This window comes from Sphingosinicella ginsenosidimutans, from assembly GCF_007995055.1.
GTDB lineage: Bacteria > Pseudomonadota > Alphaproteobacteria > Sphingomonadales > Sphingomonadaceae > Allosphingosinicella > Allosphingosinicella ginsenosidimutans.
This window is the reverse complement of sequence record NZ_VOQQ01000001.1, coordinates 1,430,235-1,446,124: the sequence shown is the minus strand read 5'-3', so window position 1 is coordinate 1,446,124 and position 15,890 is coordinate 1,430,235. Positions and strand designations below refer to the sequence as shown.

The window sequence follows — 15,890 nt, the reverse complement described above, 5'->3', positions numbered from 1 at the left end:
CATGCTCGCATTCCGCATATTCATCCGCCCGTTCATCTCCTTCCCGCTGCTCGCGCTCGGCTGCGCCGCGCTCTCGACCAGCGCCTGGGCCAGCGGCTCCGGCATGCCTTGGGAACAGCCCCTGCAACAGGTGCTGGAGTCGGTGCAGGGACCGGTGGCGAAGATCGTCGCCGTGATCATCATCATCGTAACCGGCCTGACCCTCGCCTTCGGCGAGACCGCGGGCGGGTTCCGGCGGCTGATCCAGATCGTGTTCGGCCTGTCGATCGCGTTCGCCGCCTCGTCCTTCTTCCTGTCCTTCTTCAGCTTCGGCGGCGGGGCGCTGGTCGGATGAGTGCCGGCGGGCACATCGAAGGCTTCGAGGCGCCGATCCACGCCAGCCTCGGCCAGGCGATCCTGCTCGCCGGGGCGCCGCGCGGTCTCGCGATCGTCAACGGGACCATCGCGGCCGCTATCGGCCTCGGCCTCCAGCAATGGTTGGTTGGCATCGCGATCTGGGCGGTCGGCCACAGCCTCGCCGTCTTCGCCGCCCGCCGCGATCCCGACTTCGCCCCGGTGCTGGTCCGGCACCTGCGCCAGAAGGGGCATCTCGCATGCTAGCGTTGCACGAATATCGTCGTCGCGCCGACCGGCTCGCGGACCATCTTCCGTGGGCGGCGCTGGTCGCCCCGGGCGTGGTCCTCAACAAGGACGGCAGCTTCCAGCGAACGCTCGCGTTTCGCGGGCCCGACCTCGAGAGCGCGACTGAGGCGGAACTGGTCGCGGCTTCGGCGCGCGCGAACAACGTGCTCAAGCGCTTCGGCTCGGGCTGGGCATTGTTTTTCGAAGCCGAGCGCCGGGAGAGCCAAGGCTATCCCGAGAGCCGCTTCCCCGACCCGGTATCCTGGCTCGTCGACGAGGAGCGCCGCGCCGGTTTCGAGGCCGAGGGCGAGCATTTCGAGAGCCGCTACTACATGACGCTGCTGTGGCTGCCGCCCGCCGACAGCAGCGATGCCGCCGGCCGCGCGCTGGTCGACCGCCCCGAACAGGATGCGACACGCGACTGGCGCGGCGAGCTCGCGCGCTTCGTTGCCGAGACCGACCGCGTGCTCGACCTTCTCGCAGGGTTCATGCCCGAGGTGCGCGCGCTCGATGATGCGGAGACGCTGGCCCATCTCCACGGCACCGTCTCGGATCGCCGGCACCCTGTCGCCGTGCCCGAGACGCCGATGTACCTCGACGCGGTCCTCGCCGACACCCCGCTGGCGGGCGGCCTCGAGCCCCGGCTCGGCGAGGCGCACCTGCGCACGGTCACCATCCTCGGTTTCCCCGCCCTGAGCCGTCCAGGCATCCTCGATGCGCTCAATTCCGCCGATTTCGCGTACCGCTGGACGACCCGCTTCATCGCGCTCGACAAGACCGACGCGACCAGGGTGCTGACGCGCATCCGGCGCCAGTGGTTCAACAAGCGCAAGTCGATCACCGCGCTGCTGCGCGAGGTGCTCTACAACCAGCCCGCCCAGCTCCTCGACAGCGACGCCGACAACAAGGTCGTCGATGCCGATCTCGCGCTGCAGGAGCTCGGCGGCGATCATGTCGCCTTCGGCTACCTGACGGCGACGATCACCGTCACCGATCCCGATCGCGCGCGGGTCGAGGAGAAGGTCCGCGCCGTCGAACGGATCGTCAACGGACTCGGCTTCACCTGCGTCCGCGAGACCGTGAACGCCGTGGAGGCATGGCTCTCGTCGCTGCCAGGACATGCCTACGCCAATGTCCGCCAGCCTCTCGTCCATACGCTGAACCTCGCCCAACCACGCCCGCCTCGGCGAGCTGATCGGCGCCGTTTTCGTCGACGAGTATCAGGACTCCAGTCCAATTCAGATCGCCATCTTCTCGGCGCTCGCCAGCATCGCACCGGTGAACGCCTGGGTCGGCGATCCCAAGGCGAGTTCCACCTCGGGCTGGTCGAGTAGCCCGCTCCGCTCGACCGCCACCCTTATGCCGCGCCGCGACAGTGCCGACGCGAGCTGGAGCACCTGGTCGTTCGAGCGGCAGAGAACCGCAACGTCCCCGCCTCTCGCAGGTCGCGCCGGTCCCGTCTTCGGCTGGACCTGCCAGCCGGGGCCGTCAGCGAGGAGTCCGGCGATTTGGCTTGCCAGGTCATCCGTGCGAAGGTCCTTGTTCGATCCGGCAAGCGTCCACACGGATAGCTGCGGGACGTCACCGTCCGCATCCGGGCGGTCGTAATCTGCGAAGGTGATCTCCTCCGGACGCATGCCGGTGCGGCGAAAGTTCGGCTCGAATGAGGCGTTCACCAATGCGCCCAGGGCCGGCCGCGTCCTGTAGGACTTGCGCAGGAATTCGAAGGTCCCGCCGGTGTCGGTCGTGATCGCCTCGGCCGCGGCCTGGGTGAGCGCGGGGTCCGCGTCGCGGAACCCGTAGATGGACTGCTTGGCGGCGCTGCGCTGGGTCGCGGATCCCACCGACAGCCTCGCGCTCGCGGAACTCGCCCGACTTTGCTGTGACGACGACGGCTGGCTGGGCGCCGCCTTCGAGCAGAACAACGTGGAGGCGCTCGAAGCCTGCGTCCCGTTCACGCAGCAGTTGAAGGACCTTCGATCGCTTGCGCCGCAGCTCACCCCGGGGGAGATGTTCGACGGCGTCCTCCACGTTGAAGGAATGCTGGCCATCGTCGCCCGCTGGGGACTTGCGGAGCAGCGTCTCGCCAATATTGAAGCCGTGCGTTCGCTCCTGGACGGCTATCAGGAGGAGCAGCGGTCGGAGCGCCAGGCCGCCACCCTCGCCGGTGCGTGCGAGTGGCTGGCGGCCCGCGACGCGCCGGCGCAGCCCCAGAGCCGTCATCCCGAGGCGGTCAATCTCCTCACCTACCATGGCTCGAAGGGGCTCGAGTGGCCGATCGTGGTGCTGACCGGACTCGAGCACGAGGCGAAGGGCAACCCTTTCGGCGTCTACGCCGAGGAACTCGACAAGCCGGACTGGCGCGACCCACTGGCCGGACGGGTGCTCCGCTACTGGCCCTGGCCGTACGGCGCTCAAGCCAAGGACGTCGGCTTGGATCAGGCCGCCGCACTCAGCCCTGAGGGCGAGCGGACCCTTGAAGAGGAAAAGCTGGAGAGAACCCGCCTGCTCTACGTCGGCATGACGCGCGCCCGCGACCATCTCGCGCTTACGACCACCGGTAAGACCGACTGGTTGAACGAGTTGGCAACGGACGACGGACAGCCCCTCATCAGATTGCCCAGCGATCCACTGGCCATCAACGGCCAGACCTTCGCGCTGCGGCCGCCTCCGCCGAGGCTGGACGCGGAGGCAAGGGAACCCGCGCCGGAGTTCGCACGGCCGACCGCGGTCAGGCAGCTGCATCCCCCGCTCCGGCTGCGGCCGAGCGCCCACGCGTTCTCCGGCACGGTCCGCGTGGCCGAGACGGTGCAGCTTGGGCCGCGCATCACCCTGGTCGGCGATCCTGACCTGCAGGCGGTCGGCGAGGCCTTCCACCGCTTCTTCGCCTTCGACGATCCAGTGCGCCCGGCACCGGCACGGCTGGCAGTCGCCGGCGACATGCTGCGCAGGTGGGGGGCGCCACAGCTCGCGCCGGGCGACCTAGTTGAGGCCGCAGACCGATTGCACGCGTTCCTGGATCAGCGCTACGGCGGCTCCGCCCGAATGCGGGAGTGGCCGGTTTACGCGGCGGAGAACCTTCAGGTCATCTCCGGCAGGATCGATCTGCTGATCGACGATGGCGGGGTCTTCACCGTCGTCGATCACAAGAGCTTCCCAGGGGCGATGGCCTTGGACGACGAGCGGCTGAACGCGTTTGGTGGCCAGGTGGATCTCTACACTCGCGCGCTTCGCCAAGGCGCCGCGCGAGATTACTACGACTACTGGATACACCAGCCAATCGCGGGGCTGATGATCAAGGTCGAACTCGTAGCCGCCGAAGCAGTCTAGATCCTCCTGTGGCTGTATGTTCTTTGCTTCGCCTTCCCAAGTTGGGAATGACACTCTTCCAATTTCGCCGCCCGACAGAGGAAACCTGTCCTAGACTCTACCGCGTCGAAGAAATGTCCGCTCCCCAGATTGACGATCGAAACCTGCCAGTTCGCTAGCGGCTCAGGTTCTGTCCTACTTGAACGCCGGCGGGCTAACGTTGAACGTCGGCTTCTGACAATAACTGCCGTTCAACCTGTCGCGCGCGAAGGTCGGAAATGTCCCCAAAGGCGGCCGTTCGCCCCTCGCCAAGAGCTTGCACTGTACTGAGGGTTCGAATACGAGGCAGGCAGTCGAACTGAGCCGACAAGTGGCGGTTTTCAGGCGAAGAAGTCGACGTGGTACATTCCGGGGTATCGCGAGGAGCGGACCGAAACAGGATCGCGGAATATCAACCGCTTAGCGCCTGAGTTCGAATCCCTCCCGCTCCGCCACTTCGGTTCCTGTCCGGGCACGCCGCCTACGCCACCGTTCGCCACGAGCGTCCGGAGCAGCCGGGACTTCGATCCCATGATACGAACCTCGCCCTCGGCGACCTCGACGCGCTGGGCTAGCGCGCGCAGATGGTCGCGGCGATAGCCGCCGCCTGCGAGCCGGATGCGCTCCCGCGCCGTGCGGGCGAACGTCTTGAGCATCTGGGACGTCACCGCCTGCTGCCCCGAGCTTTCAAGCATGGCCTGGGCGCGTTCGGCGTCGGTTTTGGCCTGGTCGTGAATGGCCCTGAGGCCGTCGATGCGGTCCTTGAGCGCCGGGTCGCCCAGGTCGGCCACGCCTGACTCGATGGCGTCGTAGAGGCGCTTCAAGCGCAGCGCCGATTCGGCGGCGCGCCTGTTCAACTCGGCGATATGGTCGCGGCGGCGCTCGGCCCGTTCCTCGCGGCGGTCGAGAACCGTGGACAGGATTGTTTCCAGCCGCTCGGGCTGGAGCAGGCGTTCCTCCAGATGGGTGACGATCAGCTCATCCAGCTTGTCCATCCGCACCGCCATGCCCTCACATGCGGTCGGCCCCTGCCGCGCCTTGGTCGAGCAGGCATAGTAGCGGTAGCGCCCGCCTTTGCCAGTGCGGATGGTCATGGCGCCGCTGCACTTGGCGCAATGGATCAGGCCGGTAAGCATGGTCGGGCCGCTGAGGACGCGCGACGGCATGACCGTCGGATGGCGCGCTTTTAGCAGCGCTTGCACGGCATCGAACGTCTCGCGGTCGATGATCGGCGGAACCGGCACGACCACGACCTCGCTTTCCGGCTTCAACGCCTTGGACTTGGATCGCCGGTTGAACTCATGCTCGCCAATGTAGGTTCGGCGGGTGAGGATGCGGTGAACCTGGCCAATGCCCCAGCGCCCGCCGTCGCGGGTGAAGATGCGATTCCCGTTCAGATAGCTGACGATCCTCTTGACGCCCATCTGGCCGGATGTGCCGTCGCCGTGCAGTGCAAGCCGGTAGATCAGCCGCACCGTGTCGGCATGCAGCGGGTCGATCTCCAGCTTCTTCTTGACCTTCGCGCCGCGCGTCTCAGCCGCGACCGTGCGATAGCCGATCGGCGGCAGCGAGCCGTTCCAGAAGCCTTGCCGGGCATTCTCCTTCAAGGCGCGGATGACGTGCTTGGCGTTCTCCTTGGACTGATATTCATCGAACAACGCCATGATCTGGCGCATCATCACGTGCATCGGATCGTCGCCCATCTCCTGGGTGATGGAGATGAGTTTCACCCCGTTCTTGGCGAGCTTCCTGACGTAGAACTCCAGCTCGAAATGGTCGCGGAAGAAACGTGAGAAGCTGTGGACCACCACGACGTCGAACGGCGCGGGCTTCGATGTTCCCGCCTCGATCATGCGCTGGAACTCGGGCCGGCGATCGTTGGTGGCGGAAGCGCCCGGCTCCACGAAGGTCTCGACGAGCTGGAAGCCGCGCGACTGGCAATAGGCTTCGCCCTGCCGCTTCTGATCGGGGATGGAGACATCATGCTCGGCCTGCCGCGCCGTCGAGACGCGCAGGTAAAGGGCGGCGCGCAGCGGCATGGTCATCGGCAGGGCCTCCTTGTCAGCTCATGGGTCTGGCCCGAACAGCTCATCGAACAGGTCGCTGAACCAGCGCTCGAACACGTCCACCTCGGCTTCGGTGACGGGAATATGCTCCGGCCAGTCGTCGGTGACGGTCCAGGTCGAGAGGTCATACTTGGGCAGCCGGCCAGGAAACGGCCACGGAAAACCCAGCAACTCCTCAAGCTGCTGCGAGGCCGTAGGCGGGCGCGGATGGGTCGAGCGGGGCATTGCGCCAGACTCGCCCGGCCTGCTGTTTGAAGGAACGGGATTTCGCACTTTCGAGGGCCGTTTCGTACTGCCGCGCACAGATACTTGCGCGCGGCGGCGCACGGCATAGCCGAGGTAGCATCGATGGCGGCTCGATGCGTCACGCGGCCGCCTTCAAGGGCCTGGCTCGCTCGATCCGCGCCAGCTCCTTCGGGCTGTGCATCGCTTTCCACAGGTCGCTGCGGCGCTGCACGTTCAGCCAGAAGTCCGGGCTGTTGCCGAACACGCGGGCGAGGATCAGCGCGGTGGCGGCGGTGACAGCGCGGCGGTCGTTGCACAGCTCGTTGACGTGCTTGCGCGGCACGCCCATCGCCTCGGCCAGCGCGCCCTGAGTCAGCCCGAGCGGCTCCATGAACTCCTCGGTCAATATCTCGCCGATCGTGGCCGGCTTGCGCTTGGTCATCAACATGCGTCTTTCCTTCATCGGTAGCTGTGATCGTCCAGATAGACGTTCTCCGCTTCGCCCCGGCTGCCCTCCCACTGGAAGATCAGCCGCCACTGCTTATTGACGCGGATCGAATGCCAGTCTTCCAGGTTGCCGCGCAGCTTCTCGAAATGGTTGCTCGGCGGCACGCGAAGGTCCGCATCGATCATCGCATCGTCGATCATCTGGAGCTTGCGGAAGAGGCGGCTTTCGATGTCCGCAGGTATCTTTCGGGAAGCCTTGTCCTCGACGAAGAAAGCCCGCAACCACTCGTCCCGAAAGCTCACGATCATCCGGCAACTCCTGTGGGTTTATGTACCGCTCTATGGGTCAAATGTCAATCATCGAAACCGGCCATTTCGGGCATCGGATCACCGCGAAATGGCCGGTAGTGCCGTGATTTGCATTGATATTGCTGGCCTTTTCCTTCCGAGCGCCCGCGCTCGCCGACCGACGCCCCGCGCCAAGCTAAGGAAAAGCCGAGCTTTTCTGGGGTGCGTGGGGCGTGACTTATATCTTGCCGTCGCTCCCCACTTCCCGATTTCGGTCCTTCAGGCATCAACTGATCTCGAACGATAACGCATAGCGGTTGCGCACGAACGCAAGGAAACGGCGCAGCACCGGGTTCTCGTTCTCCTTCCGCCAGTATCCCGAATAGCCGATCCATTTCTGGCCGTGCAGGTCGTGGACCTCGCGCAGCACCACGTCGGGATAGCGCGCGCCCGACGCGCACTCGCAGATCAGCGTCATTCCGCCGCCGACCCCGAGGAGGCTCAGCAGCGAATCCGGGCTGACATGCTGCATCCGTATCGTCGGGCTGATCCCGGCCACCCCGAAATGGGCGAGGATCAGATCGCGCGTATCGGGGCCGGGGCTTTCGGTGGTCAGCAGCACAGTCTCGTCACGCAGGTCCGTCAGCTCGACATGCTCGCGTTCCGCCAGCGGATGTGAGGCCGGCAACGCCGCCAGCAACCGCTCGCTCCAGAGCGTCGCGCGACGCATCCCCGCATAGCGTGCCTCGCCGCTCAGGATGGCGAGATCCACCACGCCGGCATCGAGCGCGGCAATCAGTGACTCCCGCTCATCCTCGACCCGTTCCACCTCCACGTCAGGATGAGTCTCGCGCCATGCGACCAGCGTGGCGCGCAGATGACCCGCAGAGATCGGATGCTTGTAGCCGATGACAAGACCGCCGGCGCGACCTTGGCCGGCCGCGCGCATCGCCGTGACGAGTTGGTCGGCCTTGGCGACGATATGGCGCGCGGTGCGGATGAACTCCGCCCCGGCGACGGTTGGCGAAGCGCCCGCGCGCGAGCGCTTGAACAGCTTTACTCCGACGATCCGCTCCAGCTTGAGAATGTTGCGGCTGAGCGTTGATTGCTCGATGTCGAGCGCGACCGATGCCCGATGAAAGCTGCGATGATCCGCAGCCGCAATCGCGTAGCGCAACTGGCGAATGTCGAAAGACATGGGCGGATTACTCCATATTGCGTGCCCGTCACCGCAAGAGAAGCCATTCCCAATAGGGCTGAGACAACCGAAGGCCGCTAAATTGTAACCTGATCGCGGCCGTCACCTTCGTTCCGCTCGGTCGGCTCGTGAAATCGGGTTACAAGCATTCGCCGTCCGATTGTCTTGCATTCACGACACGGTTGCAGGCGCAAGGAGAAACCCGACCGGCTAGATGGTGGATGATGGCGCCCTTGAGGAATGGTTCTGCCGGGAGGTCCTTCCTCTCGAACGATCCCTGACGCATTTCATCCGGCGGAACTGGAGGGTGGCGGACGACGTGATCGATCTCAGGCATGACGTGTACGAGCTGGCGATCTCCGGCGCGCGGGACGGGCTTCCGATGGACACGCGCGCGTTCCTGTTCACGATCGCGCGCAACCACCTGATCAATCGCGCCAAGCGGGCGCGCATCGTCTCGTTCGATCTCGTGGTCGATCTCGAAACGGTGCGCCGCGATGTTGATTTGTTCGAGGCCGAACGGCTTCTCGACGCGCGCGAGATGCTGCGCCGGACTCAAGCCGGCCTTGCGAAACTCTCCCCGCGCGTGCGGGAGATCGTGGAGCTGCGCAAGATTGAGGGACTGAGCGCCAAGGAGACGGCCGACCGGCTGGGCATCGGCAAGGATGCGGTCAATCATCAGCTCTCGATGGGGATGAGGGCGCTGGCAGATTTCATGCTGGGCGGCCCCGGCCGGATCGTGCGGCGCAGATATGCGGCACGCCGAAACGGGGAGCGCGAACCATGAGCCGCGCGAACCAGGCCGGCGGCCGCGCGGCAGACTGGATCATCGCCCAGGAGGACGGCGAGTGGAGCGAGGCCGATCAGGCCACGTTCGAGGCGTGGCTGGCCGAATCCGACGGCAACAAGGCAGCCTATTGGCGGCTGAAGCATAGCTGGCGGGAAGCTGACCGGATTGGCGCACTCGGCCGCGGTGCCGGGCCGGATGAAGGCCGAGGGACGGTGGCGCAGTATAGCAGGGCGCGCTGGTGGGTGCCGGCCTCGATCGCCGCCTCAATCCTGCTGCTCGTCGCGATCGGCTATACTCTGTGGCAACCCCTCTCCGCGCCCGCGCCGGCCGTGGCGGTCCAGAGTTTCGAGACGCCGGTCGGAGGCCGCAAGGTGATTGCGCTGGGCGATGGGAGCCGGGTGGTGATCAACACGGCCTCCCGTGTGCGGGCCGCAGTCAACGAGCAAAGCCGCGAGTTCTGGCTCGATCAGGGCGAAGCCTATTTCGAGGTGGCCCACAGTGAAACGGTTCCGTTCGTCGTATATGCCGGCAACCGGCGGGTGACGGTGCTCGGCACAAAGTTCTCTGTGCGTCGTGATGGCGACAACGTTGCGGTCTCGGTCGTCGAAGGGCGCGTCCAGGTCGATGAGGTCGAAGGTGGACGCACCGTCAGGTCCACCGTCATCACGGGCGGCGACATCGCGCGCACCAGCGGCGCGGCCACGCTCGTCACCTCGCGTTCGGACGAGCGCGTTGCGAATGCCCTCGCCTGGCGCGAGGGCATGCTGAACTTCGACCAGGCTCGGCTGTCCGACATCGCGGCAGAGTTCAACCGCTACAACCGCAAGCCAATCGTCATCACCGACGCCGAGGCCGGCGACATGCGGATCGGCGGCAGGTTCCCCGCGAATGATCCGGATGCCTTCGCACGCCTGCTCCGGGACGCTTACGGCCTCAAGGTCGAGGAGACGCCGGAGGCGATCAGAATCTCCAGCTAGGGATTACAAATTTGTGTCGTTCGCTTGTCTTGAATCCCCGACGAGCCGTGTGGGAGCGGCCGGACGAAGAGGGGGGACAACATGAAGATCGGAACCTTGGCGGGGGCATTGGCGTCCAGCGTGTGCATCGTGGCGATCGCTACGCCGGCGCAGGCGCAGGAGCGCGCGTTCGACATTCCGGCCGGAAGCCTCCGCGCCGCGCTCGACGCCTACAATCGTCAATCGGGACGCCCGCTCATCTACCGCGCCGAGGACGTGCGGGGCGCTCGCTCGCCGGGCTATCGGGGCACTGCTTCACCGGAAGCGGCGCTCGATGCCGTTTTGACGGGGACGGGCTTCTCGGCTCGGATGGACAGTTCGGGCGCCATCGCGATCGTTCGAGCTGGTGACAGATCGGGGACAGGCCCTTCGGAGGTAAGGGCGGAGGCACCGCAGGTGTCGGACTCAACTGACATCGTGGTAACTGGCTCCCGATTGCGGAGGATGGGCAATGACAGCCCGTCGCCGGTCACGACATTTGATCGTGCGGAGATCGACCGTCTGGGCAGCGCGACGGTCTCTGAAGTGTTGCGATATTTACCCCAGCAACCTTATGCGCGCGCCGAAACCTATAGTTCGACCGGTGCGCAATTTGTTGAGTTGAGGGGCTTGGGTCTGGATTCCACGCTCGTCCTCCTCAACGGTCGCCGTCTCGTTCCCTCAGCTGCTGATGCCCTCTTCAACGCGGTCGATCTGAATGCCATCCCGCTCGCGGCGGTCGAGCGGATCGAGGTTCTTTCTGATTCCGCTTCAGCGGTCTATGGCGCGGATGCGGTGGGCGGCGTCGTCAACGTGATCCTCAAGAAGTCCATCGATAGGCCTTCAATCACCTTGCGCTATGGCGGCGCCGACGGGGGCGCCAACGAATATCGTGTCTCGGGGGCCGCCGGGATCGACACCGGTACTCTACGCCTCTCTCTGGTCGCCGACTATTTCCGGCGCGATACCCTGTTGGGACGATCCAGATCGCTCTTTTCCGATCAGGACTATCGCCGGTTCGGGAGCATAGACCAGCGCAGCACCTCGGCCAACCCTGGTAACGTTTACTCCCTGTCTGGCGGGAACCTGCCGGGCCTGACGTCAAGTTTCGCCGCCGTTCCGGCGAGCGGCAGCGGGGGCAACCTTACGCCGGCCGATTTCTCCGCGACGGCCGGACAACTTAATCTCGAAAGCACCGGCGTCTACGAAAGCATCATCCCGGCATCCCGGCGGGCATCTATCTTCGCCTTTGGTGAGATCGATATTTCTCCGATCGTCACCCTTTTTGCCGAGGGCCTATATGGCAACCGACGCACGGATTCTCTATACGATCCCTCATCCCTCTTTCAAGAGACCGTTCCGGCGGACAATATCTACAATCCCTTCGGTGAGGACGTGCTTGTCGACTATCTCTTCGCCGGAGTTGGACCGACGGACACCATCAATCGATCGAATATGCTGCGAGGCGTACTCGGGCTGCGCGGCCGGGTGTCCTCCTGGGATTGGGAAGTTTCCGGTCTACGATCCCATGAAGATGGCTACAACGTTACGACAAACAGCGTGGACTTCGCTCAGGCTGACTGTCTACTCACCAATCCCGCCGCGCGCGTCGGCGGCGCCTGCAATGGCATCACCGGTTCCCTTAACGTGTTTCAGAGCGGCCCCGGCGGCGAAGCGACGCTTCTGGCATCACTCGTTGCCAACCCGGCGCGCGTTCACTACTCGTCGGACGGAACCCAACTTCTGGCGTTTGTCCGAGGATCCCTCTTCAGCCTGCCTGGCGGTGCAGTCGAGGTCGTGGCCGGCGGTGAATGGCGTCGTGAAAGCATCTCGAACAGTCGGTCCCTGACGATCCGGCCCGACCGAGAAGCCATAGGCCTGTTCTCCGAAGCACATGTTCCGTTGGTTGGCTCCGGAATGAACGTGCCGGGGATTTATGAGCTGGGCCTAACCGGCGCAATTCGGTACGATCATTATACCGACTTCGGCGACACCCTTAATCCCGAGGTGGGCGTCACTTGGCGGCCGATGCCCGACCTCCTGTTTCGAGGCTCTTACGGCACGAGCTTCCGCACACCCTCCCTATTCGAACTCTATGCGCCGAGAACGACGTTCGTCACGAGCGTGCGGGATCCCCGTCGGAACAATCAGTTGACCAGCGGCGTCACACGTTTCGCCGGCGGCAATCCCGATCTCGACCCGGTGTCCGGCAAGTCCCTGACCGCTGGCATCGTCTGGACCCCACGTTTCGTTCCCCGGCTACGGCTCTCCGCTAGCTATTGGTCGGTGGAAATGAAAAACCGTGTCGGAGCCTTCCCAGTTGCGGTTCTGCTGGCCACTGAAGCCGATTATCCCGATCGGGTGATCCGGGCGGATCCCACCCCGGCGGATATCGCTGCCGGTCTGCCAGGAGTCATCCGAAGTATCGATATCAGCCGGATCAATTATGGCAGCTTGAAGACGAGGGGCCTGGATCTGTCTTTCGATTATGGTGTGATGTCTCGCCTTGGCGACATCAACCTATCGTTGGCCGCAACGCGCGTGTTCGCATTTGACACGATCACACGTCCGGGCGTGGTCGATCTGGAGCGGCTCGGCGTCGCGAGCGGCCAAGGAACCATCGCAAAGTGGCGCGCGACCGGCGGACTGCAATGGTCCCGCGGCGGTATCAGCTTGGGAACAACCACGCGCTTCGTGTCCGCTTATGACGATGTAGATCCGGGGTTGCAGGCGCGCAATGGCCGAATCATTCCTGCCCAATTCTATGTCGACTTCCAATTTTCCGCGGACTTGGAACGAATTTTTACATCTCAAGCCAGTGGGCGTAGCGTGCAGCTCACGGCCGGGCTCGTCAATCTATTCAACAGGCTCCCGAGCTTCTCCGAGGTCGGCTTTAACGTTGGACATGATTTCAGCCAGAGCGACATGCGCGGCCGCTTCGGTTATATCAGCCTATCCTATCAGTTCTGATGCGTGCGCTGAGAGTTGCCCTGATAGCGGCCTGCTTGTGCGGCCACAGCTACGGCGCGCCGCCGATTCTCGCCAGCGATGGGCCTCGTGGGGCCTTGATCCCGCAGGCCGCTGTCGAGACCGCGCGTTTCATCGGCAATCCGCTCGACATCTCGCCCGCCAATCCCGACGGTGCCGTATCGATCTCGCCGGACGGGCGCACTTACGTTTTTCGTCTCCTGCGCGGCGAAGTCAGCCGCAACGATGTGCGGGTCGATATCTATCGCGGATCGCTTGCATCCATGGATGTGGCCGCACATCCTGTCCTGGTCGCCCACCTATATTCCACCGGCCTCGGCGGCGGTGTTGCCAGCTATCTGAGCCCGGTGCTCGATCTGTGGCCGGAGACCAATCCGATCCGCTGGTTGGGCAATGACCGGATCGCTTTTCTGTGGAGCGACGGACGGGGCGTTCGGCAAGTTGTCATGCTCGAACTCTCCAATGGCGCGCTGACGACCCTGACCGACCATTCAACGTCGATCGCCGCCTTTGACGTCAGCACGAAGGGAGATGTCCTGTACAACGCGGCGGCCTACGATGGCGCAGCGGCCACGTCTGCGCTTCGTAGCGACTCGCACGGCATGATTCTGTCCTCGACAGTGGACGCCTACGGCATTCTTATCGGCGATCTGTCTGGGCCGCCCCTCATTGACCGGCGCATGAACACGCGCTGGTTTCTCCGACGAGCCCGCGACCGATCTATCCCTGTCGTGCCTTGGATAGAACGCGAAGACAGGGATGTCAGGCATGTCGTGGCCTTCGCTCCCGACGGTCGGCACGCCGTGTTCGACCCGGTGCCGTTTTCGGTCCCCGCCGGTTGGCGCAACTATCGCGATACCGATCTCGCGTCTTGGGTGGAGGGAGCTCGGACTCGACCCGACCAATGGATGTCGCGTAATGTCCACCAGCTCTATCTACTCAACGTGGCGACCGGGGCGGCCCACCCGCTGCTCAACGCGCCGGTCGTTGCGGCCGAAGTGAAGCTCGCTTGGTCACCCGACAGCCGTTCCGTCTTGTGTGCACCCTGCTTTTTACCCGCCGATACCTCCGACGCCGATCGACCGCGCAGCGGCAGGGCGGCGATCGTCGACGTGCAGTCGGGCCGCGCGATCCCTTTGCCTTTTCAGATCGCGTCCAATCGGACGGTATCCGGGGTCCGCTGGGATTCATCAAGTTCCGTCGAAATTTGGCAGCGGGATGGAACGTCAACGGAGATACACCGCTTCGTCAGAACGGAGCGAGGTTGGGGATTGGCCGCCACACATGGTCCGGGCGTCGCTTTGCCGCTTGGGGTGGTCCTGACGATTGAACAGGACGTACGCACTCCACCGAGGCTTTATGCCGTCGACCGGCGAAGTGGAGGGAGACGACTTGTTCTCGACCCCAATCCCGATCTCGTGTCCAGTTATGCACTCGGTCGGGCACAGCGGCGGGAGGGCCGGGTGGATATCGGCCTTCGATGGACCGGGTCTCTGTTCTATCCCCCAAATTTCATTGCCGGACATCGCTATCCACTGGTGATTCAAAGCGCCTATGGCCAATCCACGGATGGAGTTTTCTCCCTCTATGGCGATGCAATTGGAACCGGGCCTTCCGCAATTGCCGCCTATGGCGGTCGCCTGCTTGCGAACCAGGGCATGTTTGTCCTGCATATGAATCTCACCGGCAATTCGGGGTTCGGCACAGAGCGGGAAGGTGATGCGCGCCGTCGGGCTTTTGAGGACGCCGCCGAGCAACTTGTAGCCGCGGGCCTAGTCGACCGCGAGCGAGTCGGGCTCCTCGGGTTCAGCCGTAATGGCTATTATGTTGAATATACCCTAACCCATTCAGACTTTCCCTTCGCGGCTGCGGTCGCTGCCGACAATTGGGATCCCAGCTACTTCCAACAAACTCTGCTGGGCTATGGAACCGGAGCCGAAATGGTGAATGGTGGCGAGGCGTTTGGTGAAGGCCTGTCGCGCTGGCTTCGCAATGCGCCCGGATTCAACATCGAACACAATCGCACGCCACTGCGCTTGATCATCCAGTCCAGCGGACGCTTCGGCGTTCTCACGCACTGGGAGAATTTTAATCGCCTGCGCTATCTCAACCGTCCAGTCGAACTTTATGTGATGCCGCAGGCTGAGGCTCATGGGGCTCACAACAGCCAGAATCCCCGGCAGATCATTGCGGTGCAGCAGGGCGTCATCGACTGGTTCCGTTTCTGGCTACAGGATTATGAGGATCCGGATCCCGCCAAGGTGGAGCAATATGCGCGCTGGCGGGCCATGCGGAGCGAATGGCGTCGTCAGCAAGCATGGGAGGCCGCCGGCCATTCCGTCGGCTCGACACCCTCGTCCGACTTCCAGCCGGCGTCGGCGCTGCGATAGCCGGGCATTGTCCACGATAAGGGAATTTCGATCGGCTCGATTTCCTGCCGTTTGGAGCGAGAACGACATGCCTAATCGGCCAGCCGAATATGCCCGCTGGCGAGCATGGCGTGACGATCAGTACCGTCGGTCGCCGCGTTAGCAAAGGAGTGCGCCGCCGCCTCAAAATGGTGCGCTGAAGAGGGTCGGGAAGCGGTCGATATGCTTGAGCGAATCGTCACCAGCGGTGAGCGTTCGTTGGGCTCGCTGTGCGGTCGGCGGGCGGTGGGGCGTCTTAGAGGGGGAGGTGTCAGCTTGCGGCTTTGGAGAACTTAATCTGCTGAATGTTGCCGTAACCCGCGCGAAAGAGGTTCTCTACGTCATCGGCAATCGCGGCCTCTGGCGAACGGCCGGGGTATTTAGCGACTTTGATGCGATGCTTGTCGATAAGGGTAGCGCTACAGCGAAGACGTAGTGCTCGTCATCATCTGGCGCGGCCCGCCACTTGGCCAATTCGCGCAAATGTCTGCCCTTGCGCCGGCACTGGCGGGGACG

The 15,890-nt window shown here is 64.1% G+C and carries 13 protein-coding genes and 1 pseudogene; 9 read left to right on the top strand and 5 right to left on the bottom strand.

Translation table 11 applies throughout. The features are described from left to right. Position 1 precedes the first annotated feature (1 nt). The 5 genes and pseudogenes from FRZ32_RS07180 (at position 2) to FRZ32_RS07160 (ending at position 3,951) form a co-directional block, all read left to right on the top strand. The gene (locus FRZ32_RS07180; RefSeq protein WP_147042870.1) at positions 2-334 is read left to right on the top strand and encodes a TrbC/VirB2 family type IV secretion system protein; all 333 of its coding nucleotides are present in this window, start codon (positions 2-4) and stop codon (positions 332-334) included. Further along, positions 331-600 (top strand): VirB3 family type IV secretion system protein, encoded by a 270-nt coding sequence (locus tag FRZ32_RS07175; RefSeq protein WP_147042869.1) that lies wholly within the window; start codon positions 331-333, stop codon positions 598-600. The genes FRZ32_RS07180 and FRZ32_RS07175 overlap by 4 nt, the downstream gene beginning before the upstream one ends. Next, a pseudogene (locus FRZ32_RS07170) lies at positions 594-1,802 on the top strand (VirB4 family type IV secretion/conjugal transfer ATPase); the annotation flags it as partial. The gene FRZ32_RS07175 and the pseudogene FRZ32_RS07170, both read left to right, overlap by 7 nt. Before the next feature lie 10 nt (positions 1,803-1,812). Continuing rightward, a complete protein-coding gene (locus FRZ32_RS15745) occupies positions 1,813-2,229 on the top strand; it encodes a UvrD-helicase domain-containing protein (protein ID WP_147044377.1) in 417 nt (138 codons plus the stop codon). Between the two features lie 204 nt (positions 2,230-2,433). After that, on the top strand, positions 2,434-3,951 hold the full coding sequence (locus FRZ32_RS07160) for a 3'-5' exonuclease (RefSeq protein WP_158635860.1): 1,518 nt from the start codon (positions 2,434-2,436) through the stop codon (positions 3,949-3,951). Between the two features lie 359 nt (positions 3,952-4,310). Here the strand turns inward: FRZ32_RS07160 and FRZ32_RS07155 are convergent, their stop codons facing one another. The 5 genes from FRZ32_RS07155 to FRZ32_RS07135 form a co-directional block, all read right to left on the bottom strand. Further along, on the bottom strand, positions 4,311-6,014 hold the full coding sequence (locus FRZ32_RS07155) for a recombinase family protein (RefSeq protein ID WP_147042867.1): 1,704 nt from the start codon (positions 6,012-6,014) through the stop codon (positions 4,311-4,313). 21 nt (positions 6,015-6,035) lie between these two features. Continuing rightward, positions 6,036-6,206 (bottom strand): hypothetical protein, encoded by a 171-nt coding sequence (locus FRZ32_RS07150; protein ID WP_192901923.1) that lies wholly within the window; start codon positions 6,204-6,206, stop codon positions 6,036-6,038. A gap of 193 nt (positions 6,207-6,399) precedes the next feature. Then, positions 6,400-6,708, bottom strand: coding sequence for a HigA family addiction module antitoxin (locus FRZ32_RS07145; protein WP_147042865.1), 309 nt, complete (start codon positions 6,706-6,708; stop codon positions 6,400-6,402). Positions 6,709-6,719: 11 nt separating this feature from the next. Beyond that, a complete protein-coding gene (locus tag FRZ32_RS07140) occupies positions 6,720-7,016 on the bottom strand; it encodes a type II toxin-antitoxin system RelE/ParE family toxin (RefSeq protein WP_147042864.1) in 297 nt (98 codons plus the stop codon). Positions 7,017-7,281: 265 nt separating this feature from the next. Next, positions 7,282-8,193, bottom strand: a complete 912-nt coding sequence (locus FRZ32_RS07135) for a LysR family transcriptional regulator (protein WP_147042863.1) — start codon at positions 8,191-8,193, stop codon at positions 7,282-7,284. A gap of 382 nt (positions 8,194-8,575) precedes the next feature. Between FRZ32_RS07135 and FRZ32_RS07130 the strand changes: the two genes are divergently transcribed. The 4 genes from FRZ32_RS07130 (at position 8,576) to FRZ32_RS07115 (ending at position 15,356) form a co-directional block, all read left to right on the top strand. Beyond that, entirely contained in the window at positions 8,576-8,980 is a 405-nt protein-coding gene (locus tag FRZ32_RS07130) for an RNA polymerase sigma factor (protein ID WP_243445218.1), read from the top strand. Further along, the gene (locus FRZ32_RS07125; protein ID WP_147042861.1) at positions 8,977-9,960 is read left to right on the top strand and encodes a FecR family protein; all 984 of its coding nucleotides are present in this window, start codon (positions 8,977-8,979) and stop codon (positions 9,958-9,960) included. The genes FRZ32_RS07130 and FRZ32_RS07125 overlap by 4 nt, the downstream gene beginning before the upstream one ends. A gap of 81 nt (positions 9,961-10,041) precedes the next feature. Continuing rightward, positions 10,042-12,948, top strand: a complete 2,907-nt coding sequence (locus FRZ32_RS07120; RefSeq protein WP_147042860.1) for a TonB-dependent receptor — start codon at positions 10,042-10,044, stop codon at positions 12,946-12,948. A 95-nt stretch (positions 12,949-13,043) separates the two neighbouring features. Next, positions 13,044-15,356: a prolyl oligopeptidase family serine peptidase gene (locus FRZ32_RS07115; RefSeq protein ID WP_158635859.1), complete on the top strand. Its 2,313-nt coding sequence runs from the start codon at positions 13,044-13,046 to the stop codon at positions 15,354-15,356. The last annotated feature ends 534 nt before the right edge of the window (positions 15,357-15,890 follow it).

Bases quoted from the DNA above. Each gene is read 5' to 3' on its own strand.
- FRZ32_RS07180 (WP_147042870.1), top strand. From the start codon at position 2: ATGCTCGCATTCCGCATATTCATCCGCCCGTTCATCTCCTTCCCGCTG.
- FRZ32_RS07175 (WP_147042869.1), top strand. From the start codon at position 331: ATGAGTGCCGGCGGGCACATCGAAGGCTTCGAGGCGCCGATCCACGCC.
- FRZ32_RS07155 (WP_147042867.1), bottom strand. From the start codon at position 6,014: ATGACCATGCCGCTGCGCGCCGCCCTTTACCTGCGCGTCTCGACGGCG.
- FRZ32_RS07145 (WP_147042865.1), bottom strand. From the start codon at position 6,708: ATGTTGATGACCAAGCGCAAGCCGGCCACGATCGGCGAGATATTGACC.
- FRZ32_RS07140 (WP_147042864.1), bottom strand. From the start codon at position 7,016: ATGATCGTGAGCTTTCGGGACGAGTGGTTGCGGGCTTTCTTCGTCGAG.
- FRZ32_RS07135 (WP_147042863.1), bottom strand. From the start codon at position 8,193: ATGTCTTTCGACATTCGCCAGTTGCGCTACGCGATTGCGGCTGCGGAT.
- FRZ32_RS07130 (WP_243445218.1), top strand. From the start codon at position 8,576: ATGGACACGCGCGCGTTCCTGTTCACGATCGCGCGCAACCACCTGATC.
- FRZ32_RS07125 (WP_147042861.1), top strand. From the start codon at position 8,977: ATGAGCCGCGCGAACCAGGCCGGCGGCCGCGCGGCAGACTGGATCATC.
- FRZ32_RS07120 (WP_147042860.1), top strand. From the start codon at position 10,042: ATGAAGATCGGAACCTTGGCGGGGGCATTGGCGTCCAGCGTGTGCATC.